Here is a 24,610-nt window from a genome sequence, read left to right as displayed (position 1 = left end):
ATGCTGAGCCGCACTGCCGATGGCCTATACTGGCTGGCCCGCTACGCCGAACGGGCCGATTCGACCGGTCGCCTCCTGATGATGGGGCGCAAACTCGCCATGTTGCCTGATGGCGTTTCGGGCGATGACTGGCGCTCGGTCCTGCGCGTCACTGCTTCGGAATCCTTTGTCACGCCCGAAGCCGATGTCAGTGAGGGCGATGCCGTCGGCATCCTCCTGCTCGATCCTGCCAATCCCGCCTCGGTCCGGGCTTGTATCGACAAGGCGAGGGCCAATGGCCGCGCCGTTCGCACCGCCATCACGCTGGAAATGTGGGAGGCACTCAACGATGGCTGGCGCCGTCTCGAACGGATGCCGCTCGACAAGGCGGTGCGCGATCTCGCTGGCCTCGTCGATTGGTCACGCGGCTACGTCGCCCGCTTCCGCGGTGCCGTTTCCACCTCGATGCTGCGCAACGAAGGGCATGATTTCCTGCGCATCGGCAGCGCAGTGGAGCGCGCGGACACGACTTTGCGCCTGCTCGACGTCAATTATCACCTGCTGCTGCCCGAAGGGGACGCAATCGGCGGTCACCGTGATCATTACCGCTGGAACGCGCTGCTCCAGACGTTGTCGGGCCTTCGCGCCTATTATCATGTCTATCGCGACAATGTCCGCCCCTGGCACATCGCCGATTTCCTGCTGACCAACCGTGTCTTCCCGCGCAGTCTGGCCTTCAGCGTCGGGCAAATGCGCTATCATCTCGAACGGCTGGCACAGGAACATGGCCGCCGTACGGATTGCCACCGCAGTATCGAATTGTTCGACGACCGCTTGGCGCGCATGGGCGATGGCGACATATTTCAGTACGGGCTTCACGAATTCGTTCTCGAATCGCAGGCCGAACTCAATCGCATTTCGCGTGAAATCGGGGAGGCGTATCATTTCTGAAGCCCGCTCCACCCCACCGCGCCGGCTGCGCCTGCTGGTCAGCCACAGCACCGCCTATCATTACCCGATGGGTGCCAGCCGCCTGCAACTCGTCCTGCGCTTGTGGCCGGAACCGCACGCGGGGCAGGTTGTCCGCAAATGGCAGGTAACGGTCAATGACGAGGTGGTTCAGCCCGGCGCGCGCACTGGCCATGGGGACCGTTGCGCCCTGTGGAGCGCGGCCGCCGCACCAGGTGATGTCGTCATTGCCGCCAGTGGCATCATCGAAACAGAGGATCGCAGCGGCCTCGTCACCGGCCTTACCGTCCGCCCCAATCCGGCGATTTTCCTGCGGGAGACGGATCAGACCCGGGCCGACAAGGCCATCCGCGATCTGGCCCCGCCACCGGGGCAGGACCGCATTCCCTGGCTGCACAGTCTGATGGCGACGATCAAGGACCGGCTGCCCTATGTCAGCGGGGCGACAACCGTTGAAACAACCGCAATGGAAGCGCTCAAGGCCGGTGGAGGGGTCTGCCAGGATCATGCCCATCTGTTCATCGCTGCCGCCCGCGCCCACGGTGTGCCGGCCCGCTATGTGTGCGGTTACATGCTGGCCGGTGAAGGTGAGCAGGACCTGCATGAAACCCATGCTTGGGCTGAGGCTTGGGTCGATGGCCTCGGCTGGACTGCCTTTGATCCCTCGACCGGCCTTTGCCCGACAGAACGCTACATTCGCATGTCTACCGGTCTTGATGCATTTGACGCGTCGCCCATTCGTGGCCATGCGACCGGCGGAGGGTCTGTTGGTGTTCACGCCGATGTCCGCATCGCCCCCTCGGCCGGCCATGGCACAGGGGAGGGCGAAATGGAGGCCCGGCTGCGCGCCCAGCAACAGCAGAGCCAGCAGCAATAGAAACTGAAATGACGCCATCCTGTCTCCGGCGGGAACGCGGGGGGCAGGCTGGCGATTGTGACTCAACGAACGGGGGCAGGCGAAACGATGACCTATTGCGTGGCAATCAACGTGGAAGAAGGACTGGTCCTGCTTTCCGACACGCGGACCAATGCCGGCGTCGATAATATCTCCCGCTTTCGCAAGATGTTCACCTGGGAATTGCCGGGAGAGCGCGCCATCGCGTTGATGACCGCTGGCAATCTCTCCATCACCCAGGGTGTGATTACCCGGATACAGGCCGCGATCGACCGGACGGAGGCTGGCGAAGACATTGAGACCATACTCAATTGCTCCACCCTTTACCGTGCGGCGGAGATTGTCGGCGGCAAGATGCGCGAGATGATGGAAAGCTATGGAGAGGCGATCAGCCAGCAGGGCGTTTCGGCCGGAGCCTCGATCATTCTCGCGGGCCAGCGCAAGGGCGGCCGTCCACGCATCTTCCTCATCTATTCGGCCGGCAATTTCATTGAGGCGACCCGCGACACGCCTTTCCTTCAGGTAGGTGAGCATAAATATGGCAAGCCGATCCTAGACCGGGTGATCCGCCCTGATACGTCGCTCGCCGACGCGATCAACGCCGCGGTCGTCTCAATGGACTCGACCCTGCGCTCAAACTTGTCGGTTGGTATGCCCCTCGATCTGACAGTGATCAAACGCGACACCTACAGCTTCCACGCCCGCCGCCGTATCGAAGCCGGCGACCCCCAGTTCGCCCAGGTCTCGGCCGCCTGGTCCGAAGCCCTCCGCCACGCCTTCGCCGAACTCCCGCCGTTCGAGGAATAGCGGGCGCGCAACATTCCGTCGACCGGTCGAGCAAACCCCTCAACCGGGTCAGATTGGGAGGGCGCAGCCCGCAGCTTGCTAACCGCTCGCACTGACTCCAACCCCTCCCTTGCGGGGAGGGCCCGATACCAAACACAATGCCGTCCCTGACCTGATCGGCGACCCATTGCCCGAGCCTCACCAAGAGCACAGCGGTTCAATCCCGAGCCTCCCCAACCACGCGACAAACAGCTTGGCGAATTGGCGGCTTGGCGCGACTCCTGCTCATCTCCTCTCACCCGGCGTTACGGGAGAGCTCAGACCATCGGTCCCCGTTCGAAACGAGGACAGAAGGCGCTTGTGAACGAGGTGTGTTCTATCTATGTTCTTTTTGCTTTCCTACACGAGTTGATTCGTGAGACACTCCCGGCATGTCCGCAATCCTGCTCCCTGCCGCTTTCGTCATCCTCGTGACACGCGCCTTCGTGACACCCGTCTTGTCTGGCGTGAATCTATGCCTGCAAGGGTGGCCGTCAGGGGCGGGTCACAGCGCCTTACCCGCCTCCGGTGTCATCCATGTGTCACCCATGCGTCAACCATGCGTCACCCTTGGCGCCGCCAAACCCGCTCAAATCCTTGCGCCAGTGCTGCACTTTCTCCTCACGTGGGTGTCACCCTGTGTCAACCATGCGTCTTGTTCGAACAATACAGTGGAACACCTCCGGACGATCCACCCCCTTGCCATCAGCGGTAAAGCACAGCACATGCCACCGCGACGATTTCGCTCTCGATTTGCAGGATGCTTCCTTCGATGCCGACCACCCACGAAACCCGCATGCTCATCATCGGCTCTGGCCCGGCTGGCCTCACCGCCGCCATTTATGCGGCGCGTGCCGGCATGACGCCGATTGTCGTGCAGGGCATGCAACCGGGTGGTCAGCTCACCATCACCACCGATGTCGAAAACTACCCCGGTTTCCGCGACGTGGTGCAGGGACCATGGCTGATGGAGGAGATGCAGGCGCAGGCCGAGCATGTCGGCACGCGCATGATTTGGGACCAGATTGTCGATATCGACCTCACCAACCGCCCGTTTCGCGCCGTTGGTGATGGCGGCGATGTCTATATTGCCGACACGCTTGTCATCGCCACCGGCGCACAGGCCAAATGGCTTGGCGCTCCGGGGGAACAGGAATTGGGCGGCAAGGGCGTTTCCGCCTGCGCTACCTGCGACGGCTTTTTCTATCGCGGCAAGAAAGTCGTCGTCATCGGCGGCGGCAATACTGCGGTTGAGGAGGCTCTCTACCTCACCAACCACAGCGATGACGTGACCCTGATCCACCGCCGCGATTCGCTGCGCTGCGAAAAGATCCTCGCCGACCGCCTTTTCGCCAACCCGAAGATTTCGGTGCTGTGGAACAAGGCTGTCGAACGCTTTGTCGCTGGTGAGGGCACGGCCGGTCTGGTCGGTGTGGACCTTGTTGACACGGTCACCGGGGACAAGAGCCACGTCGCGACTGACGGTGCCTTTGTCGCCATCGGCCACAAGCCGTCGACCGAATTGTTCGTCGGCAAACTGCCGATGGATGCCAATGGCTATCTGGTCGTGGAGCCGGGTACGCCGAAAACTTCGGTGCCCGGTGTCTTTGCCGCCGGTGACGTCGCCGATCATGTCTATCGCCAGGCAGTGACGGCGGCCGGTATGGGCTGCATGGCTGCGCTCGATGCCGAGCGTTTCCTTGCCGCCAGCGAGTTCGCCGCAACGTCCGCCTGACCGGGGCAGGCCTTCATCAGAGGACGACGTCACTGGCGGTTTTCAGCAGGAGGAGCCGCCCACGCTTTCAACAAAGCCGTTGCGCGCTTTTGCGACCATGGCTAAAGCCCCAGTCGCTTGTGGGGCCTTAGCTCAGCTGGGAGAGCGCGTCGTTCGCAATGACGAGGTCAGGGGTTCGATCCCCCTAGGCTCCACCATTTTTCTGACGTTCCGTTGCAGCGCCGAACATGCGGCGCAAAACGCGCCTCAGGGCAGCCAGACAGATTATTGACGCGATCACCATGGCAACCGCGATCACCATGGCGGCCATCGGAAACGCCAAGGCCAGACCAGCAACACCGGCCACCGCCACATCCTCTCCGGCCGATACGGCGACGTTGCTGAACGGTTCGGGGCTCGTATTCACGACCGCACGCGTGCTCGCCTTGACGCCGTGACTCAACAGGGCGGCACCGCCACCCAGCAGAAAGGTAATGACTTGCCATTCGGCCTGACCGGGATCGACTATCGCCAGTGCCAGCAAGGCCCCGCCAAGTGGCCGTATGGCCGTGTGCAAACCATCCCATATGCTGTCGATCCAAGCAATCTTGTCGGCAAACAGCTCCGCGATAAACCCCAAGGTCGCCACGACCATCACCCACGGATTGGCCAGAACGTCGAGCATCGCAAGCTTTTCCGGCAGGGCGATCAAGCCAAAATGCATCGCCAGGCCAGTGACCAGCAAGGTGAAATACAAGCGCCAGCCGGACAGCAGGCTAAAGCTCGCGGCCAGTGCAATGATTTCTACTGCTGACATCTTGATCACCCCCCTGTTGTCTGTGGCAGGCTTGCAGGTCCGGGACTTGCTTGTTTCACTTGGTCGGGTGCAGGTTGGACCAGCCAGAGATAGGGAGCAAGGCAAGCCATGGATACTCCTGAAATGACAACAGTCTTGCCCTTGGTTAGCCACGGATTCGGTAACGGCCCCTTGGATTTGGACGATGATGACGATAGCGGCCTGATGCCGGCCCATCCGGCTGCTACCTTGATCATTTATCATGAGGGCACCGGCGCGCAGCGCTCGCCGGTTCTGATGGTACGGCGCTCAGCTGCGATGAAATTCGCTGCCGGCGCAGCTGTTTTTCCTGGCGGCCGCGTTGATTCTGATGATCATGTCCTCGCAAGGTCTTTTGCACCTCACATGCCGATTGAGGATGCGGCGGCCCGAGTTGCGGCGATTCGTGAAACACTTGAGGAAACAGGCCTGCTGATCGGACTGAGCCATGACGGTGATGACCAACGGACTCAGGCACTGCGCGACGGCCTCCACGCAGGAGAACTGCTGTCAAATTTGATCAGGGATACCCGGTCCAGCTTCGATCTCGAATCGCTGGTCGCCTTTTCCCGCTGGCGTCCAAATTTTGAGCACTCCCGTTTGTTTGATACACGCTTCTATCTGACAAGCGTCTCCGGGGCATTGCCTGACCTCACTGTTTCAGATGGCGAAAACAGCCACATTTTCTGGATCGACCCTCTGATTGCGCTGACGGAGGCACAGGAAGACAAGTTGCAGATCATCTTCCCAACGCGGCGCAATCTCGAACGTTTGGCGATGGTCAGCAATTTTGGCGAAGCCAGGCAATCGGCGGAATTATACCCTCCACGACGGGTCATACCTTTTGTGGCGGATGTAGGCGGGGAAATGCACCTGTGCATCAGAGAGGACTGTGGGTACCCGGTGACGAGCGAGGTAGTCACTACCGCGCTGAAGTGACATCCTGTTTTTCCATCCGGGTGTAGCCCGCTGGGAGATGGTATGGTGTTGGACGATCTCGCGTCCGCAGTCTGCCTTATATGAATCCTGCTCAGCTCTACAAATGGCTTGCAATTCCCGCGTTCAGAGGTTAGTTGCAAGAAGAGTAGTCGAGGTCTCGGCGGAGCGGCTCTAGGGCCACCCTCGATTGCTGCGAAATTTGAGCATGATATTGCCAGTGGAGATAAGTATGAACACCCTTAAGAAAGCCGCCATTGCTGCTGCTGCATTTTCGATGGTTGTGTCGCCGGTTGCCGCCTCGGCTGCTCCGGTAGCTGTCGACAGCGTGCGCGCTTCGGCTCAGCTTGAGGATTCCTCGGCTCAGGGCGAGGGTTTCGGCGGTTGGTTTGTTGCCTTGGCCGCGATCGCTGCAATCTTCGGTGGTCTGGCTGTCGGCTTGGGTGGCAGCTCGAATAACCCGGTTTCGGTCTGATCTTAGCCTGAAACCACCTTTGGTGGGTTGACATGCCCGCTGCCCTTTGGGTGGCGGGTTTTGTCGTGCCAGAAAGCGGGGTGCTGGTATCGTGTCGATTGCCACCTTGGCTGCTTTGTATGCTCTCTTTAAATTCATTTCGTTTCAACTGCGGGTAAAGGCCGTCGGTGCCTGATAGCTGCAATTCGTTTTCGAACGGCTTGAACCATATCAAGGTCTAGAGAAGCAAAGCCCAATCCGGGTGAGCAGCCCATGTCGAGGATTACTTCGCCCCAAGGGTTGACTACCAGCGAGTGGCCATAGGTTGACCTTCCATCCTCATGGTGACCAGTTTGTGCTGGCGCAATGATGTAGCAACCCTGCTCAATGGCTCGAGCCCTCAACAGGGTATGCCAATGCGCCTCTCCGGTTGGCACAGTAAAGGCAGACGGCACAGCAATGACATCGGCGCCGGCTGATCCCAAGGCATCAAATAGTGCCGCAAAGCGAAGATCATAACATATGGTGAGACCAAGAAGCCCAATCGGCGTCGACGTAATTGCCGCGGTTTCACCAGGTTCATAAGCAGCCGATTCCCGCCAGCGTTCGCCGTTAGGGAGATCGACATCGAATAAGTGAATTTTGTCATAGCGGGCGCGAATTGCTCCTTGGGAATCAATTACAAGACTTCGATTGCGCCATTTGGAACCACTTGCTCCAGATAGAACAGGGAGCGATCCCAGATGTAGCCAAATTGCGTTGTCGCGCGCCGCTTTGCGCACCCGGGCAATGAAGGGGTTCTCATCTTCCGACACTATCTGGCTGGCGGCACGGGTTCGGTTCCGGTCGAGTATTGCCGACATTTCCGGAGCGAAGAGCATGACCGCGCCCGCGCCCGAAGCCTGCTCCGCGGCGTCGGCTACTGTCTCGCCATTGACGATGGGGTCGACACCGCTGTTCATCTGTAAAAGAGCGACTTTCTGGCTCATGGGTAATCCTCTAGTCTTCCTGGCAACAATGCGTTTATCCCAGTCTTTTGCTGATAAAGCGCTGGCAACGCCACCACGCTTTTGTCATGGCTCGCATCGGCCTTGAAGCGGCTCTGCGTTCAGCCAAGCGAAAGATACCTGTCCTATGCTCGTCCCAATGAGTTTGAACTTTCTTCGGCGAGTGGCACTTGCATTCGCGGCTTCGTCTCTGGTTGTAACTTCGCCTGCTGGAGCTTCGGCAACTGATCGTGGAGCGGTTGGCCAAGCAAATGTTCCGACTGCCGACAGCCGATCCAGTGTTGACCGGACCCCTTGGCTTTACGTCGGTAGCGACATTCCTCCAGATCGAGGCTGGCAGTTTGGGGCCCTCGGCAATGGACTGCGTTTTGCGGTCCGGCGTAATGGTGTTCCACCGGGCCAGGTAACCATCCGTCTGCGGGTCGACGCGGGATCGCTGATGGAGCAGCCGCACGAAGCGGGTTGGGCGCATCTGATCGAGCATCTTAGTTTTCGGGAGTCGCGTTACCTGCAGAGCGGAGAAGCGCGGCGGGAGTGGCAGAGACTTGGAGTCAGTTTCGGTAGTGATTCCAACGCCACCACAGGTACAACGGCAACCGTTTATCAACTCGACATACCTGCGGCTACTCCTGAAAGTGTGGCTCAGAGCATCCGCTTGCTGTCCGGGATGATCCGTGAGCCGTTGCTCACAGAGGCGACCGTGAACGCCGAGCGGCCGATCGTTATGGCTGAACGGCGCGAACGGGATGGCCCGGATTTCCGTATTAACGAAGCAAGTCGGCAGCATTTTTTCGCTGGTCAGTTGCTGGGTGAACGTTCCACGATTGGTACGGAAGAGACATTGGCAGCTGCGAACGCTTCTGCAGTACAGGCTTTTCACCATCGCTGGTACAGGCCCGAACGGGTTGTAATCGCGATTGCCGGAGACATGGACCCTGCCTTGTTCGAGCAGGCCATTGTCAGCAATTTTGCGGACTGGCGAGCTACAGGGCCTGCACCGACCGAACCTGACTTTGGTCAACCTGATCCAGCGCGGCCAACCGCGAACATAATCGTTGAACCGACGCAACCTATGGTTGTTCATTTGGCCACCATACGCCCATGGCAGCGAGTGACCGACAGTGTTGCCTATACCCAAGGACTGATGCTCGACACTCTGGCCAGTCTGATCATCAACAGGCGGCTGGAAGAACGGGCGCGTGGGGGCGCCAGCTATCTTGCTGCTCAGGTGTCCACAGACAAGCCCAGCCGTTCCGCCGACATGACAACCATTTCGATCATACCGCTGGAGAGCAATTGGCAGCGCGCGATCGATGATACGCGAGCGGTAGTGGCCGTTGCAATGGCGACGCCTCCAAGCGAAGCTGACATCCAGCGCGAATTTGCTGACGTGGAAACTTTCTTGCGGCGCGAACTGGCCAATGCACAAAATGAACCCGGTACAAAGCAGGCGGATGATCTGTTGAACGCTGTGGACATCGGTGAAACCGTGACATCGCCTGACCATGCCCTGGCGATTTGGCAATCGATACGTCCGCTCGCGACACCGCAACGGATGCTGGAAGTCACTCGCGCCATTTTCAATGGACCAGTGACCCGTGTGCACATGACGAGCCCAGTCCCGATCGAGGGTGGCGAGGCAGCGTTGGCCGAGTTGATTGCCAGGCCACCGAGCGTTGCGGCAGCCAGCGCGGCCGGGCGGACAACGCCAAACATCCGCTTTGCCGATTTGCCATCGCCTGGACGCAGGGGCGCGTTGGTTTCGCGGACGCCGATCGAGCGGTTCGATCTCGAGCGATGGGAGTTTGGCAACGGCGTAACCGCCCTTGTGCGCAGCACCGACATTGAACCGAACAAGATTCGGATCACGGTCCGATTTGGCGGAGGCCGCCGTGCCGTATCGGCGACCGGGACCAATTTGCTGTGGGCTGGTGAAGGCGCGTTGGTCGAAAGCGGCATCGGACGATTTGACCAGACGACCCTCGACCGGCTGGTAAGCGGGCGACAGATCGGCATGCGCTTTTCGGTTGGGGATGACGCCTTTACCTTGTCTGCGGAAACGCGCCCTGAGGATCTGGCTGACCAGTTGCGTTTGCTGGTGGCCAAGCTGACCCAACCTGGCTGGCAGCCCGCGCCAGTGCAGAGGACCCGAGCGGCTCGATTGGCGAGTTACGATGCGATGCGCAATTCGCCGATGGCGGTGCTCGAAGGTGACATGCAGTCGTTGCTGTTCAGTGGTGACCGCCGCTTTGCCGTGCCGAGCCGCAGCGAGGTTGAAGCGCTGACCCCGGCTGCATTTCGTCGGTTTTGGGAACCGCTGTTGGCCGAAGGGCCGGTCGAGGTGCAAATTTTTGGCGATGTGTCCGGCGTCGACTTGCAGACCATGATGCTCGACACTTTCGGCGCACTGAGGCCACGGCCGCCCGTGCGTGTACCGCCCGGCGCCGACGATTTGCGACCGACCCCGGTTCCGGCGACGCCGCTGGTCGCTCGCCATAGCGGCGGGGAGACGCAGGCCGCCGCTGTGCTTGCCTTTCCCACCGGCGGCGGACTGGGTGCGATCCGCACGGCCCGTCAACTCGATATATTGGCGGCCATCTATAATGACCGCCTGTATGAGCGGCTGCGCGATCAGGCAGGGGCCAGCTACAGTCAGGCGGTGACGAGCAACTGGTCGCTCGATTTTCCGAATGGCAGCTATATTTTTGTCGGCGGACTGGTGAAGCCGGAGGACAGCGGACTGATGCTCCAATCGGCGACCGCTATTGCCCAGGAGTTGATGACAACCCCGGTGACTGACGATGAGCTCCGGCGGGCGATTGGCCCTGCGATGGAGCAGATCATCCGGGCTTCGTCCGGCAATGTGTTCTGGATGATCCAAACCGAAGGGGCCTCCCGTGATCCAAGGCGGATTGATGCATTGCGTACCTATCTGACCGACCTGAACAGCGTCACGCCGGAGGATATTCAGCGGCTCGCCCAGACCTATTTGCGCCCCGAACGCGGTATCCCGCTGTTGATCCTGCCCGAAAGCGCAGCAGTGCCGGCAGTGACGGGAACCGGTCAGCCGCGCTGAGCAACGCTCCCGGTGCCGGTTTCAGCGTGGAGTGTCGCCCGCGCGCCCCGGTACTGCCTTGCGCGGGCTCGGCTCGGTTTCGAGTTCGCCGCGCTCCATGATCGCCCGGCGGACTTCGGCGCGATGTTCATGGATGGAGGCAATGACCGGGCCGACGGCAACGCCAATGTCGGTCAGGACCGCTTCTGCCATCTGCAGCGATCCTTCCAGCGCCTCTGGCACCGCATCATTGGCACCGGCGGCATAGAGGGCCGAGGCATTGGTCGCATCGCGCGCGCGGGTGACGATGGGCAATTCGGGATAGCGTTCGCGCAGACGCCGGGTCAGCTGCAACTGTTGCACAGGATCATCCATGGTGAGGACGATGGCTGACAGTGGCTGGTTAGCGAACTGGTCAAGGAACTGGGTGCGGCTGGCGTCGGCAAAGCGGACATCATAGCCGCGCGAACGGGCGCGGGCGACGGCATCGACATCCGCCTCGATACCCAGATAGGGCCGGTCATGCCGGTCGAGCATCGCGGCAATAATCTGTCCGACGCGGCCAAAACCGATGATCAGGACGATGGGTGTATCGGGCCGGACCAGCACCTCGTCATGCGCGGCAAGATCAATACGCCGCGCAACGCGATGACCCAGACTGGCGAGCAGCGGGGTGATCGTCAGGCCGATCGCGGTTACAATCTGCCAGAAGGCGGCTGTTTCGGTGGCGACAACACCAGCCTGGACCGCCGCGCCGAGCACAATCAGCGTCGTTTCCGACGGACTGGCCATCAGCAGGCCGACCTCTGCCGCCGTGCCACGTCGGACACGGGCGAGGCGCAGCAAGAGGCCAGTGACGACAGCCTTGATGAGGATGATGCCAACCACGGCGAGCAACAGTGAAGGCCAGTCGGCAATGATTGCGGCGATATTGACGCTCATCCCCACGGTGAGCAGGAAAATGCCGAGCGCGAGCCCCTTGAAGGGTTCGATGATGGATTCAACCTCGCCATGATAATCGGTTTCGGAGATTAGCAGGCCGGCAAGCAGGGCACCGACGATGGGCGACAGGCCGACGCTGGTGGTAGCGAGAGCGGCGGCAATGACGACGAGCAGACTGGCGGCGAGGAACAGTTCAGGCTTTTTGGCGCGCGCGGCCTGGGCAAACAGGCGGGGCAACAAGAACCAGCCGGCAACAGCCAGCAGGGCGACCATTGCCACACCTTCGGTCATGGTTGTGACAAAATCCCCCACGGCATCGCCACTGGTGCTGGGTGCCAGCGCGCCGAGGATGAAGATGATCGGTACGAGGGCCAGATCCTCGAACAGCAGCATGGCAAAGGCATTCTGCCCGACCCGCCCGGTGGTGCCCGCTATCGGCAGGACCAGCGCGGTTGAGGAAAGGGTGAGGGCAAAGCCCAGGCCAAAGGCTGACAGCGGTTCTTCGCCAAAGGCGATCAGCGCGGCGGCAATGGCAAAAGCACCGAGCAGCAATTCACTGGCACCGATGCCGAACACCTGTCGGCGCATCGCCCATAATCGCCGGAACGACAATTCGAGCCCGATGGTGAAGAGCAGCAGAATGATCCCGAATTCGGCAAAGGGTTCTATCGCGTGCGGGTCTGAAATGGTGACGTGGTACAGCCAGGGAAACTGATCGACCAATGTGCCGAGCCCGTGCGGCCCGACGGCAATGCCGACCAGGATGAACCCGATGACCGGACTTATCTTTAACCGGGCAAAAGCGGGAATGACGATGCCCGCCGCACCAAGGATGACCAGCGCGTCGGACAGGGTGGCATTGGTGAGGGAAAGGGCCATGGGTCAAATCTTTACGGCAAGCATGTGGGGATGCAAGGGCGGCCGTGGGCTGGGCAGTGGTTGGGGTTGGTGACCGGGCAGGGCGTGGCGCCACGCCGTCATGACGTCATGGCGGCAATGGATAGGGCGTGAGGCTGTCCATCGAGCCGATCCGGGCGAGACAGAGCACCGCCATGTCGCCTTCGACCGCCTCACGCTCGATGGCGTTGAGCGGGCCGGGCATGGGTTCGGGCTGAGGCGGTGTTGGCGGCGGTGTCACATCGGCTGGTAACGCGAGGACGGATGGCGGTTTTCCCTGTGCTTCGCTGGCCATGGTTGACACAGGGTGACACCCACGTGGCGGAGAAAGATCAGCCTCGGCCCCGAGCCCTTCGGCTATGCTGGTGAGGGGCTGTGCGCCAGCGGGCTTGGAGCAGGGCGGCACCTTAGAGCTCCCCGGGGCGTCCGCTGCGCACGAAAAGGCCGGATGTCCGACGGCCGATGTGGGCAGCGCTTCTCTTTCTTGGTCGTCCTCTTCCTCTTCTTCGTCTTGGTCTTTTTCAGGCCACTCTTCTTCCTCGTCCGCGCAGCGGGGGTCAGGCCCCATGACGTCCGCGATCATCTCATCGTCCATCAGCGCGGCAAAATGCCAGAAGCGCTGGCGGCGGCATGCCTTGTCTATCGCCTGCTCCTGCTTTTCCGCGAGCGAAGCGGCAAACCATGGGTCAAGCGGCACGTCATGCCGCAATGCCGCCAACACATCGCCAAAATGAGGCGCGGCCCGTCGGACGCGCTCCTCATCCGCCTTGCCCGCTGCGGCATCGAGCCGCGCGATGAGGGCGAGCAACAGGCGGCTGTCGTGCCGGGTCCGGGTGCCGACCAGCTCCCCGCGAAACCACACCTCCTCCTGCCAGCCATGCAGGGCGCGGCTGGTCAGTTCGGCAACGATGGTCTGGCGACTGTGGAGCAGCGCGGCGTCCCATGCGCGGGCAAAGTCGGGATCTGTCGCGCGCAGGCGATAGGCCGAATTGGGCGACAGGCCGACGGTGGCGAGGGCGGCGCGCACCTCTCCACATTCCGCAAGCCGGGCGATAAAGGCCGCACGGGTCGCGGCGGTCCATTTGGGTTTCTGTGGCATGGGCCAAAGAATAACCCATTTGGTTATATGTAGGACAGCTGAAAGACTGGCGGTAATTCAATCCATTGCTGGATTTCGTATTGGTTTTGTTCTTATCCCGGTGCGTTGATCCGTGCCCATCCGTCATCGCTTCGCGATGCCACCTCCCCATCGCAGGTCGATGGGGAGGACAGGTGCAACGCCACTCAGCGGTAGGTGAGGCGCAGGCGGGCTTCGTTCGAGATGGTCTGATCGTGCAGGGGCACGGCGTAGGTCACTCCGTCATCGCGGATCGGCAGCGGTGCGGGATAGCCGGTGACGGTGGCGGTAGTGATGGGGCGGCTGGCCCGGGTCAACAGGGTGACGCGACTGCTGCCGCAGGGACCAAGAGCGCCAGCGAGTGCCCGCATCGGCAGGCTGAGCCGCGAGAAGGCGATTGAGACACGGCATTGCACCCGGAGGTCGCCAAAGCGGCGGTCAGCCAGCGAGCTGCCGGGGGATAGCACCAATGGCCGGATGCGGATGCCGCCACGTGCCCGGTTGGTGCGCAATTCCCATTGGCCGCTGAGGACCTGATCCACCGGCAGGACGGCGCGATGGTTGGCATCGAGCGGCAGGTCGATGCCTTGTCGGTCGCCATCGGCGCCGAGGCGACGGGCGCGCAAGTAAAGCTCGACATCATCTAGGCTGCTGCCATCGGCCGCTTCGACCTGGAGAAACAGGCTGGCCGCCGGGGCAAAAGTGCCGCGATGCTGGCTATAGGCGCGGGCGGCATCACGCAATGAATCCGCGGTCAGCCGGAACAGGTTGCCATTGTCGCCGACGACGACGATGTCATCGCTGTCGCCAGCATCCGCGGGCCCGCTGTCCGGGGAGAGTTCGGCATCGGCACTGGCAGCAGTCGGCTCGGCACTGGCCGGCCCGGTGGACGACAGCAAAACGGCGGCGAGTAAGCCCGCCGCCGTTGCCGTCTTTCGAGTGAAAGCGTTGAGGTTCAACGCCTTATGACCACTTGCCCATTTCGGCTTCCAGATTGGCGCGGATCGATTCGAAGAATTGCTCGGTGGTCTGCCACTGCTGATCCGGGCCGATCAGGATGGCAAGATCCTTGGTCATGTCGCCATTTTCGACCGTTTCGATGCAGACGCGTTCCAGCGTTTCGGCAAAACGGACCACTTCGGGCGTGTCATCGAACTTGCCGCGATAGGCGAGGCCCTGCGTCCAGGCGAAGATCGAGGCGATCGGGTTGGTCGAGGTCGCCTTGCCCTGCTGATGCTGGCGATAGTGGCGGGTGACGGTGCCGTGCGCGGCTTCGGCCTCGACCGTCTTGCCATCAGGCGAAAGCAGGACCGAGGTCATCAGGCCGAGCGAGCCAAAACCCTGCGCGACGGTGTCTGACTGCACGTCACCGTCATAATTCTTGCAGGCCCAGACGAACTTGCCGTTCCACTTGAGCGCCGAAGCGACCATGTCGTCGATCAGGCGATGTTCATAGCTGATGCCAGCAGCATCAAACTGTGCCTTGAATTCATTGTTGAAAACTTCCTCGAACAGATCCTTGAAGCGGCCGTCATAGGCCTTCATGATCGTGTTCTTGGTCGACAGGTACAGCGGCCAGCCGCGGCCCAGCGCGTAGTTCATGCTGGCGCGGGCGAAATCGCGGATCGAATCGTCGAGGTTGTACATCGCCATGGCGACGCCGGACGAGGGGAAGACGAACACTTCCTCGTCGATGACAGTGCCATCATCGCCTTCGAAGACGAGGCGAAGCTTGCCGGGTCCGGGCACGCGATAATCGGTGGCGCGATACTGGTCACCAAAGGCGTGGCGGCCAACGACGATCGGGTCGGTCCAGCCGGGGACGAGGCGCGGCACGTTGCGGATGACGATCGGTTCGCGGAAGACAACACCGCCGAGGATGTTGCGGATGGTGCCGTTGGGCGATTTCCACATCTTCTTGAGGTTGAATTCCTCGACGCGGGCTTCGTCCGGCGTGATGGTGGCGCACTTCACGCCAACGCCGAACTCCTTGATCGCATTGGCCGATTCCACGGTGACGCGGTCATCGGTGGCATCGCGGTTTTCGACGCTGAGGTCGTAATATTTCAGATCGATATCGAGATAGGGCAGGATCAGCTTTTCGCGGATCCACTGCCAGATGATGCGGGTCATCTCGTCGCCGTCGAGCTCGACAACCGGGTTTTTCACCTTGATCTTGGCCATGCGCGCGTGCCTTTTCGTTCAATCACTGGGGAGTGGAATGGCGCTGCCCTTAGGCAAAGCCGGGCCCGCGCGCAATATGCATAAGCGGAGCGGCGTCAGCGCCCGGTCCCCATGCTTCATTTCGGTGTCAGAATGAAGGCAGCGATTGTGCGTTGGGCGACAAGGCATTAGGAAGGGCCATCCCCAGGTCGCCTGAAAGAGCTTATGACTGCCCCCACCAGTGCCAACACCCCCGGTTCCAGCGCTCGCTGGGCATGGCCGGCCATCCACCCGGAAGGCCGCAAGTTCATCCTGATCGCTGCCGCCGTGACGTTGTTCCTGGCGTGGATGGCGTGGGAAACGCTGGCATGGCCGATGGCGGGCGTGACCATCTGGGTCGCGGCCTTTTTCCGCGACCCGGTGCGGGTAACACCCCAGGGTGACTCGCTGATCATTTCTCCGGCTGACGGGCTGGTGACACAGATCGCCATGGTGCCGCCGCCGCCGGAATTGCAGGGCGCGGACGCGCTGGGCAGCGGGCCGGTGACGCGTGTGTCGATTTTCATGAATGTGTTCGACGTGCACATCAACCGCGCGCCGATCGCGGGCACGGTGACGCACCGCCACTATATCGCCGGTGCCTTCCTCAATGCCGACCTCGACAAGGCGAGCGAGGAGAATGAGCGGCAGCATTTCCTGATCGAGCGGCACGACCGGCTGCGCATCGGCTTTACCCAGATCGCCGGGCTGGTCGCGCGGCGTATCGTGGCCCATGCCAAGCCGGGTGACCATGTCGAGGCGGGGCAGCGTATCGGCCTGATCCGATTTGGCAGCCGGGTTGACGTCTATCTCCCCGCCGGAACGGTGCCGCGCGTGCTTTCGGGGCAGCGCACGGTGGCCGGCGAAACGGTGATTGCCGAAATCGGCGACACGCTCGAAAGGCTTGGCGTTGCCCAATAAGGCTGAAGCCGCGTCGACCGAGGCAGTCGCAGCCGGAGAGGCGCCGCGCGCCTATCGCAAGGTGGGCGGCATACCGCTGCGGGCCTTTGTTCCCAATGCCGTGACGGCACTGGCACTGTGCTGCGGCCTGTCGGGCGTGCGCGCCGCGATCTCCGAAGAATGGTTGCTGGCCCTGTTGCTGGTGGTCGGCGCAGGGATGCTGGATGGCATCGACGGGCGCATCGCCCGGTTGCTCAAGGCAAACACACGATTTGGCGCGGAACTGGATTCGCTGTCGGACGTCATCGCCTTTGGCGTCGCTCCGGCGACGATTTTGTACCTGTGGTCGCTGGAGGATGCGCCCAAGTTCGGCTGGACGGCGGCGCTGTCACTGACGGTATGTTGCGCACTGCGGTTGGCGCGGTTCAATGCCAATATCGATGTGGCTGACCAGCCGCACAAGTCCGCAGGATTTAACACAGGCGTGCCGGCGCCGATGGGCGCGGGCCTTGCCTTCATTCCGCTGGCGCTGTGGCTCATCACGCATGAGCCACTGTTCCGCAGCTGGTATGTGGTCATGCCCTGGGTGGTCATTGTTGCGTTGCTGATGATCAGCAATATCGCGACCTTCAACTGGTCGAGCCTGCGTATCCGCCGTGAATGGCGGTTGATGGCCATTGCCGGCATCGCCTTGCTGGGCGCCGCCCTCGTCTCCGCCCCCTTGCAGACATTGCTCGGTTTTGCGCTCGTCTATCTCGCGACCATCCCGTTCAGCGTCCTGACCTATCGCCGGGTGCGGCAGCGACTGTCGGCGGCGGCAGCCGATCAGGCGGCGAGCGGCAGCGCCTGAGCCGCGTCCGCCCGATAGCGGGCGGCGTGGTGAAGTTGTGTCACCGATGCAGTCATGGCCGGCCGTGCGGCACTGACAGGAGCGGGCAGGGCGATCCCGACCTCATCATCCCAGGGCTGCATGACCAGCGGGCGGGTGAGATCGTGCCAGATCGAGCGGAAGCCGACGAGCAGTAGCGCGGTGAAACCAAGCGAGAGCATCAGATGGACCATGTGCCTGTTCCTGTGCTGGGAAGCCCGGCGCGGTCGATGCTGCGCAAAGCGTCCTGAAGTGCGGTGGAACGTCGGGTCAGGGCCTTTCGCTCCATGTTCCTAACATGTTCCGCTCCAGCTCGTCCGTCAAGAGGGTATTTTCACTTTTTGTTCTTTTAGGTCAGGCGGCCTGATTGGGTGAAATGGTGACGGAATGTTTCGCAAACTTCGATAGCTGGCTTGGCGATGGTTGCGGGATCGGCCCGAGCGGTTGCTCTGACGGCTACTCCCAGAAAGGCGCAGCCAATGCCCCGTACCGTGTGAGACACATCGGGGACTCTACTCAACATCCGCTCGGAGCCCAACGGTCGCCTGTTCGCGTCAGTGCGCAAAAGCATGCACCACAGCGTGCTCGACTATAACTTTGACCGGCGCGGCCGCGAGTGGGCGCTGATCCTGTTCCGCGACCGCGGCGTCGAGACGCGGGGATCGGTATTCCGGCGTTTGATTGTCTGCTGAGCGGGCCCGATGCCGGGCAAGCCGCTCGGGCGGGCGGGTTATGCCCCCTTGCTTTTCGCCGACCTTGCGGCTAAGCGCGCCACCTCAACTCCACATGGTGGGCGCACATACCGGTGCCGGAGCGGGAAACTGCCGAGGTTCTTGCCTGCCAGAGGAACAACCGGAAGGAAGACTAGTTATGGCGGCTCCCACCGTTACCCTGCAGCAATTGATCGAAGCCGGCGCGCATTTCGGCCACCAGACCCACCGCTGGAACCCGCGCATGAAGCCGTACATCTTTGGCGATCGCAACGGCATCCACATCCTCGACCTGTCGCAGACCGTGCCGCTGTTCGCGCGCGCGCTCGACTTCATCAGCCAGACGGTTGCCGCCGGCGGCAAGGTGCTGTTCGTCGGCACCAAGCGCCAGGCGCAGCAGGCCGTGGCCGATGCGGCCCGCGCTTCGGGCCAGCATTTCGTCAACCACCGTTGGCTGGGCGGCATGCTGACCAACTGGAAGACCATCGCCAACTCGATCAAGCGCCTCAAGACGCTCGAAGAGAAGCTGGCTGACGGCGCTTCGGGCATCACCAAGAAGGAAGTGCTGCAGCTGACGCGCGAGCGCGACAAGCTGGAAGCCAGCCTGGGCGGCATCCGCGACATGGGCGGCATTCCGGACGTGATGTTCGTCATCGACGCCAACAAGGAAGAGCTGGCGATCAAGGAAGCCAACACGCTGGGTATCCCGGTGGTCGCCATCCTCGATTCGAACGTCAGCCCCGACGGCATCGCTTTCCCGGTTCCGGGCAATGACGACGCTGCCCGCGCCATCCGCCTGTACTGCGAAGCGGTCGCTGCCGCCTCGACCAAGGGCAACCAGAATGCCGCTGCCGCGCGCGGTGTCGACCTGGGTGCGCAGGAAGAAGCGCCGGTTGAAGAAACGCTGATCGAAACCGCTCCGGTTGCTGAAGAAGCCGCGACCGAAGAAGCGGCTCCGGAAGCCTGAGACTGAGGGTGACGGCGCTGTCATGGCGCCGTCGCTTTTCGCCGATAGCGGCCCTGTCAGGCGATGGGGCCATTCCGCTTTTTGATCCGTTCGCCCTCTGCCCGTCGATAGGCCGTCCAGTGCAAGCAAGGACGGGGCTTCGACAGGCTCAGCCCGAACGGGATTGGGGAAGTGCCGTTGCGCCCGCCCCGCCAATATGAAGGAACAGACAATGGCTGAAGTTACTGCCGCCACCGTGAAGGACCTGCGTGACCGTACCGGCGCAGGCATGATGGATTGCAAGAAGGCGCTTGCCGAAACCAATGGCGACGTCGAAGCAGCGGTTGACTGGCTGCGCACCAAGGGCCTTGCCGCCGCTGCCAAGAAGGCTGGCCGCGTTGCCGCCGAAGGCCTGGTCGGCGTTGCCACCCGTGGTACGCGCGGCGCGCTGGTCGAAGTCAATTCGGAAACCGACTTCGTCGCCAAGAACGAGCAGTTCCAGGACTTCGTCCGTTCGGTCACCGATATCGCCCTTGCCAAGGGTGAGGCCGATGTCGAAGCCCTGAAGGGCGCCGAGCATCCGGCCGGCGGCACCGTTGGTGATGTGCTGACCAGCAACATCGCCACCATCGGCGAAAACCAGTCGCTGCGCCGCGCCGCGATTGTCGAGGTCAAGGAAGGCGCTGTCGTCAGCTATGTCCACAATGCCGCCACCGCCGGCATGGGCAAGATCGGCGTGCTGATCGCGCTGGAAAGCACCGCGCCGGCTGCCAGCCTCGAAGCTCTGGGCAAGCAGCTTGCCATGCACGTCGCGGCTTCGAACCCGCTGGCGCTGACCGGTGAGGCGCTCGACGCCGACCTCGTCGCCCGCGAGCGCGCGATCGCCGAGGAAAAGGCTGCCGAAAGCGGCAAGCCGGCCGACATCGTCGCCAAGATGGTCGACGGTTCGATGGCCAAGTTCCGCAAGGAAAATGCGCTGCTCAGCCAGCCGTTCGTCATGGACGGCAAGACCCCGGTCGCCGAAGTGATCGCTGCCGCAGGCAAGGAAGCCGGTGCGACCATCACCCTGACGCAGTTCGTCCGCATGCAGCTGGGCGAAGGCATCGAAAAGAAGGAAAGCGACTTCGCTGCCGAAGTCGCGGCTGCTGCCGGCGTCTGATCCCGGACTTCCGGTTCGCATGACATTTGGAGGGCCGTCCTTGCCGCAAGCGAGGGCGGCCCTTTGACAAATTGAGGGCGGTTGATCCGGTTACCGGAGCAACCTTCCCCTTTCCAAGGCTTGCCCCCGCCGCTAGGGTCCGCGCCGACCAAGACCCACAACCGACAGGCTGACCATGACCAACCCGACCTATCGCCGCATCCTCCTCAAACTGTCGGGGGAAGTGCTGATGGGGGAACAGGGTTTTGGCATTGATCCGGCGACAGTCGCGAGCATGGCCGCCGAGGTGAAGGCGGCCAAGGAAACCGGCCTCGAAATCTGCCTCGTCATCGGCGGTGGCAACATCTTCCGCGGCATGGCCGGTGCGGCCAAGGGCATGGACCGGGCGCAGGCCGACTATATGGGCATGCTGGCGACGGTGATGAACGCGCTCGCCATGCAGAATGCGCTCGAACAGATCGGCGTCCATACCCGCGTGCAATCGGCGGTGCAGATGGACCAGGTGTGCGAGCCGGTGATCCGCCGCAGGGCCGAACGTCATCTTGAAAAGGGCAGGGTGGTGATTTTTGCCGCCGGTGTCGGCAGCCCCTATTTCACCACCGATTCGGGCGCCGCGCTGCGGGCCGCCGAGATGAAGTGCGACGCGCTGTTCAAGGGAACGTCGGTCGACGGCGTCTATGACAGCGACCCCAAGACCAATGCATCGGCCAAGCGTTATGATGTCGTTTCCTATGACACGGTGCTGGCCGACAACCTCAAGGTCATGGACGCGAGCGCCATTGCGCTGTGCCGTGACAGCAATATCCCGATCATCGTCTTCAACATCCGCGAACCGGGTAACCTTGCCCGCGTGCTGGCGGGTGAGGGAACATCGACGCTGGTCGGCAACAGGAAGGACTGAACCCATGCCCAAATATGACAAGGCCGATGTCGAGCGCCGCATGAACGGCGCTGTCGAGGCGCTGAAGAATGACCTGGCTGGCTTGCGGACCGGCCGCGCCAATGTCGGCATGCTCGATCCGGTAACGGTCGAGGTTTATGGCAGCCACATGCCAATCAACCAGGTCGCGTCGGTCTCCGCGCCTGAGCCGCGCATGCTGAGCGTGCAGGTGTGGGACAAATCGAACGTAGGCCCGGTCGACAAGGCGATCCGTTCGGCGGGCCTTGGCCTCAACCCGATTGTCGATGGCCAGACGCTGCGCCTGCCGATCCCCGAAATGACTCAGGAGCGCCGCAAGGAACTGTCCAAACTCGCCGGGCAATATGCCGAAAAGGGACGGATTGCGGTGCGCAATGTGCGCCGCGACGCCAATGACGCGCTGAAGACCGACGAGAAGAAGGGCGAGATCAGCGAGGACGAGCAGAAGAAGCTCGAAGGCGAAGTGCAGAAGATGACCGACAAGGCGATTGCCGACATCGATGCCGCCGCCGTCGCCAAGGAAAAGGAAATCCTGGGACAGTGAGTCATGTTACCCTCCCCGATACGGGGAGGTGGCGGTCCGCAAGACTGACGGAGGCGGCTTTCGAGGCCCGCCAACTTCGGTGCAACAGGATAGCCCCCTCCGCCAGCCGTTCCGGCTGCCACCTCCCCGCAAGCGGGGAGGATTTGGGTGGCTGACGCCAAGGCCCTGACGCTGCCGCGCCATGTGGCCATCATCATGGATGGCAATGGCCGCTGGGCGAAGAAGCGGTTGCTGCCGCGCGTCGCCGGGCACCGGGCGGGCGTTGAGGCGGTGCGGACGATCACCCGCGCCGGGCGCGACATGGGGCTGGAGGCGATGACGCTCTATGCCTTTTCGTCCGAGAACTGGAAGCGGCCCGAGGATGAGGTGTCGGCGCTGATGGGCCTGTTGAAGCGCTTCATCGAAAGTGACATTGACGAATTTGACGCCAACAATGTGCGCCTCAAGATCATCGGTGACCTTTCCGCCTTTTCCGTCGATGTGCGTGAGGTGGTCGAGGGCGCGCTGGCCCGCACCGCCGACAACACGGGATCGCAGCTGGCGATTGCGCTCAACTATGGATCGCAGGCCGAACTGGTGCGCGCGGCGCGGATGCTGGTCGAGGCGGGTGGACCCGAGGCGATCACGGTCGAGGGGATAGAGCAGCACCTCTATACCGCCGACATGCCGCCGCTCGATCTGGTGATCCGCACGAGTGGGGAACAGCGCCTGTCGAACTTCCTGCTTTGGCAGGCGGCCTATGCCGAGTTCTGGTTCACCGATGTGTTGTGGCCTGATTTCTCACCGGCGCATCTGGCCGAAGCGGTGCAGGAATTTGGCCGGCGTGAGCGGCGGTACGGGGGATTGTGATGGGTGAACGCGGGACCCCGGTGCGCCAGAAATCCGATCTTGGTGTGCGGACGCTGTCGGCGATTGTCATGGTCGCGGTGGCGGGAACGGCGCTGTGGCTCGGCGGCTGGTGGTGGACGGCGTTTGCCTGCGCGGTGGGGCTGGGCGTGCTGTGGGAATGGTCGAACCTTGCGCGCGGGATTGCCAAGACGCGGGGCGATGCGGCGATGTGGGCCGTGGCGGGCGTTACCTATATCGGCGTGGCGGTCTGGACGCTGGTGATGCTGCGCTGGATGGGGCTGGCAGCGGCACTGGCACCGTTGGCGGTTGTCGTGGCGGTCGATGTCGGCGCCTATTTCGCTGGCCGGACCTTTGGCGGGCCGAAGATTGCGCCGAAGATCAGCCCGAGCAAAACCTGGTCGGGGCTGATTGGCGGAGCGTTGGCCGCGGCTGTGCTGTTGGTCGGCTTCAACGGCAATCCTGCCTTGCAAAGCGGTGGGTCGGTCGATCAAGTCGCCCATGATGATTATATCATCGTTCTGGATTGGTGGGTGCTGGCTGGTGTGGCGTTGCTGTGTGCCATCATCGCCCAGACCGGTGATTTCTTCGAAAGCTGGATGAAGCGGCGGTCGGGAGTGAAGGATTCCGGGTCGCTGATACCAGGGCATGGCGGACTGTTTGACCGTACCGATGGCTTGCTGGCCGTCTGTTTTGTGTTGGGCGTGGTCATGCTCATGAGGAGCCTGCTGTGATGCGCTCCATCTCCATCTTTGGCGCGACCGGATCGGTTGGTCAGTCGACGCTTGATCTGGTGCGGCGCAACCGGGATGAGTGGCGCGTTGTTGCACTGACCGCCAATGGCAATGTCGCCGAGCTGGCGGCGCTGGCGCGCGAGTTCAGGCCTGAAGTTGCGGTTGTGGCCGATGCCGGGTGCGAGGCGCTGTTGGCCCATGCGCTGGCGGGTGAGGGCATTGCTGTCGCCGCGGGTGAGGCGGCGCTGGTCGAGGCGGCGAAGCTCGGCGCCGATGTGACGATGGCGGCGATCGTTGGCTGCGCGGGGCTGGCACCGACGATGGCGGCGATCGAGTGCGGCAAGACGGTGGCGCTGGCCAACAAGGAGAGTCTTGTTGCGGCCGGTGAGCTGATGATGGCGGCGGCGCGCGCTTCGGGCGCGACGATCCTGCCGGTCGACAGTGAGCATAATGCGATTTTCCAGTGTCTGTCGGGCGATCTTGACCGGGTGGCGAAGATCACGCTGACCGCGAGCGGCGGGCCGTTCCGCACCTTTTCACACAATGAGATGGGCAGCGTGACGCCCGAACAGGCGGTGGCGCACCCCAACTGGTCGATGGGCGCCAAGATCAGCGTCGATTCGGCGACGATGATGAACAAGGGGCTCGAACTGATCGAGGCCTATCACCTGTTCCCGGTGGGGCTGGCGCGGCTCGACATCATCGTTCATCCGCAATCGGTGGTGCATTCGATGGTCGAATATGTCGACGGCTCGACGATCGCCCAGCTGGGACCGGCGGACATGCGCGTGCCGATTGCCTCGGCGCTGGCCTGGCCCGACCGGATGGCGACGCCCTGTTCGCCACTCGATCTCGCCAAACTGGCCAGACTGGAGTTTGAAGCGCCTGATTTCGAGCGGTTCCCGGCCCTGACGCTGGCGCGGGCGGCGATAGCGGAAGGCGGGGGACGACCAGCCCAGTTGAACGCCGCCAACGAGGTGGCGGTGGCGGCTTTCCTCGACCGGCGCATCGGTTTCCTGGACATCGCCGCCATTTCGGCCCGGCTGTTTGACGAGACTGCCCCTATTGCGCCACATTCGCTTCATGATGTGTTCAACCTGGATCGGGAAAGTCGGGCCCGAGCCGAACAGTTGGTGGTGACATTTGCCAAAGCCTGA

At 62.3% G+C, this 24,610-nt stretch carries 24 protein-coding genes and 1 tRNA gene; 18 read left to right on the top strand and 7 right to left on the bottom strand.

All coding sequences use genetic code 11. The features are described 5' to 3' along the window. The 5 genes from GV829_RS12650 to GV829_RS12630 all read left to right on the top strand — a co-directional run bounded on the left by GV829_RS12650 (position 1) and on the right by GV829_RS12630 (position 4,600). Positions 1 to 930 (top strand): alpha-E domain-containing protein, encoded by a 930-nt coding sequence (locus GV829_RS12650; RefSeq protein WP_169947180.1) that lies wholly within the window; start codon positions 1 to 3, stop codon positions 928 to 930. Beyond that, on the top strand, positions 902 to 1,825 hold the full coding sequence (locus tag GV829_RS12645; protein WP_169947178.1) for a transglutaminase family protein: 924 nt from the start codon (positions 902 to 904) through the stop codon (positions 1,823 to 1,825). The genes GV829_RS12650 and GV829_RS12645 overlap by 29 nt, the downstream gene beginning before the upstream one ends. An 87-nt stretch (positions 1,826 to 1,912) precedes the next feature. Further along, entirely contained in the window at positions 1,913 to 2,650 is a 738-nt protein-coding gene (locus GV829_RS12640) for a proteasome-type protease (RefSeq protein WP_169948347.1), read from the top strand. 790 nt (positions 2,651 to 3,440) lie between these two features. After that, positions 3,441 to 4,403, top strand: a complete 963-nt coding sequence (gene trxB / locus GV829_RS12635) for a thioredoxin-disulfide reductase (RefSeq protein WP_169947176.1) — start codon at positions 3,441 to 3,443, stop codon at positions 4,401 to 4,403. Positions 4,404 to 4,524: 121 nt separating this feature from the next. Next, positions 4,525 to 4,600 (top strand) — tRNA-Ala (locus GV829_RS12630). Here the strand turns inward: GV829_RS12630 and GV829_RS12625 are convergent. Then, positions 4,588 to 5,199: a DUF4126 domain-containing protein gene (locus tag GV829_RS12625; RefSeq protein ID WP_169947175.1), complete on the bottom strand. Its 612-nt coding sequence runs from the start codon at positions 5,197 to 5,199 to the stop codon at positions 4,588 to 4,590. The genes GV829_RS12630 and GV829_RS12625 overlap by 13 nt on opposite strands. A 108-nt stretch (positions 5,200 to 5,307) precedes the next feature. On the opposite strand from GV829_RS12625, the gene GV829_RS12620 reads away from it, so the two are divergent. Together GV829_RS12620 and GV829_RS12615 are read left to right on the top strand one after the other, a co-directional pair. After that, entirely contained in the window at positions 5,308 to 6,156 is an 849-nt protein-coding gene (locus tag GV829_RS12620; RefSeq protein ID WP_169947173.1) for an NUDIX domain-containing protein, read from the top strand. 229 nt (positions 6,157 to 6,385) lie between these two features. Further along, positions 6,386 to 6,628: a hypothetical protein gene (locus GV829_RS12615; protein WP_169947171.1), complete on the top strand. Its 243-nt coding sequence runs from the start codon at positions 6,386 to 6,388 to the stop codon at positions 6,626 to 6,628. A 134-nt stretch (positions 6,629 to 6,762) separates the two neighbouring features. Here the strand turns inward: GV829_RS12615 and GV829_RS12610 are convergent, their stop codons facing one another. After that, positions 6,763 to 7,596, bottom strand: a complete 834-nt coding sequence (locus GV829_RS12610; protein ID WP_169947169.1) for a carbon-nitrogen hydrolase family protein — start codon at positions 7,594 to 7,596, stop codon at positions 6,763 to 6,765. 145 nt (positions 7,597 to 7,741) lie between these two features. On the opposite strand from GV829_RS12610, the gene GV829_RS12605 reads away from it, so the two are divergent. Beyond that, positions 7,742 to 10,690, top strand: coding sequence for a M16 family metallopeptidase (locus GV829_RS12605; RefSeq protein ID WP_343042829.1), 2,949 nt, complete (start codon positions 7,742 to 7,744; stop codon positions 10,688 to 10,690). A 21-nt stretch (positions 10,691 to 10,711) separates the two neighbouring features. Here the strand turns inward: GV829_RS12605 and GV829_RS12600 are convergent, their stop codons facing one another. The 4 genes from GV829_RS12600 to GV829_RS12585 all read right to left on the bottom strand — a co-directional run bounded on the left by GV829_RS12600 (position 10,712) and on the right by GV829_RS12585 (position 15,809). Then, positions 10,712 to 12,490: a cation:proton antiporter domain-containing protein gene (locus tag GV829_RS12600; RefSeq protein ID WP_169947166.1), complete on the bottom strand. Its 1,779-nt coding sequence runs from the start codon at positions 12,488 to 12,490 to the stop codon at positions 10,712 to 10,714. Between the two features lie 106 nt (positions 12,491 to 12,596). Then, positions 12,597 to 13,607 (bottom strand): hypothetical protein, encoded by a 1,011-nt coding sequence (locus GV829_RS12595; protein WP_169947165.1) that lies wholly within the window; start codon positions 13,605 to 13,607, stop codon positions 12,597 to 12,599. Positions 13,608 to 13,792: 185 nt separating this feature from the next. Continuing rightward, the gene (locus GV829_RS12590) at positions 13,793 to 14,584 is read right to left on the bottom strand and encodes a hypothetical protein (RefSeq protein ID WP_169947164.1); all 792 of its coding nucleotides are present in this window, start codon (positions 14,582 to 14,584) and stop codon (positions 13,793 to 13,795) included. 4 nt (positions 14,585 to 14,588) lie between these two features. Then, complete coding sequence (locus tag GV829_RS12585) at positions 14,589 to 15,809, bottom strand: NADP-dependent isocitrate dehydrogenase (RefSeq protein WP_169947163.1); 1,221 nt, start codon at positions 15,807 to 15,809, stop codon at positions 14,589 to 14,591. Positions 15,810 to 16,013: 204 nt separating this feature from the next. On the opposite strand from GV829_RS12585, the gene GV829_RS12580 reads away from it, so the two are divergent. Next, positions 16,014 to 16,748 carry a phosphatidylserine decarboxylase gene (locus GV829_RS12580; RefSeq protein ID WP_169947162.1) on the top strand — a complete coding sequence of 245 codons (735 nt, stop codon included), beginning with the start codon at positions 16,014 to 16,016 and terminating at the stop codon, positions 16,746 to 16,748. Further along, complete coding sequence (locus GV829_RS12575; RefSeq protein WP_169947161.1) at positions 16,738 to 17,577, top strand: CDP-alcohol phosphatidyltransferase family protein; 840 nt, start codon at positions 16,738 to 16,740, stop codon at positions 17,575 to 17,577. The genes GV829_RS12580 and GV829_RS12575 overlap by 11 nt, the downstream gene beginning before the upstream one ends. Here the strand turns inward: GV829_RS12575 and GV829_RS12570 are convergent. Then, complete coding sequence (locus GV829_RS12570; RefSeq protein ID WP_169947160.1) at positions 17,553 to 17,789, bottom strand: hypothetical protein; 237 nt, start codon at positions 17,787 to 17,789, stop codon at positions 17,553 to 17,555. The two genes, GV829_RS12575 and GV829_RS12570, sit on opposite strands and share 25 nt — an antisense overlap. 375 nt (positions 17,790 to 18,164) lie before the next feature. Here GV829_RS12570 and GV829_RS14425 point away from each other — a divergent pair, with 375 nt between their 5' ends. From GV829_RS14425 to dxr, 8 genes are all read left to right on the top strand, one after another. Beyond that, positions 18,165 to 18,287, top strand: a complete 123-nt coding sequence (locus tag GV829_RS14425; RefSeq protein ID WP_281356136.1) for a hypothetical protein — start codon at positions 18,165 to 18,167, stop codon at positions 18,285 to 18,287. A gap of 178 nt (positions 18,288 to 18,465) precedes the next feature. Continuing rightward, the gene (rpsB, locus tag GV829_RS12565) at positions 18,466 to 19,272 is read left to right on the top strand and encodes a 30S ribosomal protein S2 (RefSeq protein WP_169947158.1); all 807 of its coding nucleotides are present in this window, start codon (positions 18,466 to 18,468) and stop codon (positions 19,270 to 19,272) included. Between the two features lie 211 nt (positions 19,273 to 19,483). Next, positions 19,484 to 20,410, top strand: a complete 927-nt coding sequence (gene tsf, locus GV829_RS12560; RefSeq protein ID WP_169947156.1) for a translation elongation factor Ts — start codon at positions 19,484 to 19,486, stop codon at positions 20,408 to 20,410. A 175-nt stretch (positions 20,411 to 20,585) separates the two neighbouring features. Continuing rightward, positions 20,586 to 21,311: a UMP kinase gene (pyrH, locus tag GV829_RS12555; RefSeq protein ID WP_169947154.1), complete on the top strand. Its 726-nt coding sequence runs from the start codon at positions 20,586 to 20,588 to the stop codon at positions 21,309 to 21,311. A 4-nt stretch (positions 21,312 to 21,315) separates the two neighbouring features. After that, positions 21,316 to 21,873, top strand: a complete 558-nt coding sequence (frr, locus tag GV829_RS12550) for a ribosome recycling factor (RefSeq protein WP_169947152.1) — start codon at positions 21,316 to 21,318, stop codon at positions 21,871 to 21,873. 147 nt (positions 21,874 to 22,020) lie between these two features. Further along, complete coding sequence (gene uppS, locus GV829_RS12545; RefSeq protein ID WP_169947149.1) at positions 22,021 to 22,722, top strand: undecaprenyl pyrophosphate synthase; 702 nt, start codon at positions 22,021 to 22,023, stop codon at positions 22,720 to 22,722. After that, a complete protein-coding gene (locus GV829_RS12540) occupies positions 22,722 to 23,453 on the top strand; it encodes a phosphatidate cytidylyltransferase (RefSeq protein WP_169947147.1) in 732 nt (243 codons plus the stop codon). The genes uppS and GV829_RS12540 overlap by 1 nt, the downstream gene beginning before the upstream one ends. Beyond that, the gene (dxr, locus tag GV829_RS12535; RefSeq protein WP_169947145.1) at positions 23,453 to 24,610 is read left to right on the top strand and encodes a 1-deoxy-D-xylulose-5-phosphate reductoisomerase; all 1,158 of its coding nucleotides are present in this window, start codon (positions 23,453 to 23,455) and stop codon (positions 24,608 to 24,610) included. The genes GV829_RS12540 and dxr overlap by 1 nt, the downstream gene beginning before the upstream one ends.

This window comes from Sphingomonas lacunae, from assembly GCF_012979535.1.
Lineage (GTDB): Bacteria > Pseudomonadota > Alphaproteobacteria > Sphingomonadales > Sphingomonadaceae > Sphingopyxis > Sphingopyxis lacunae.
This window is presented reverse-complemented; position numbering and strand designations above follow the sequence as displayed.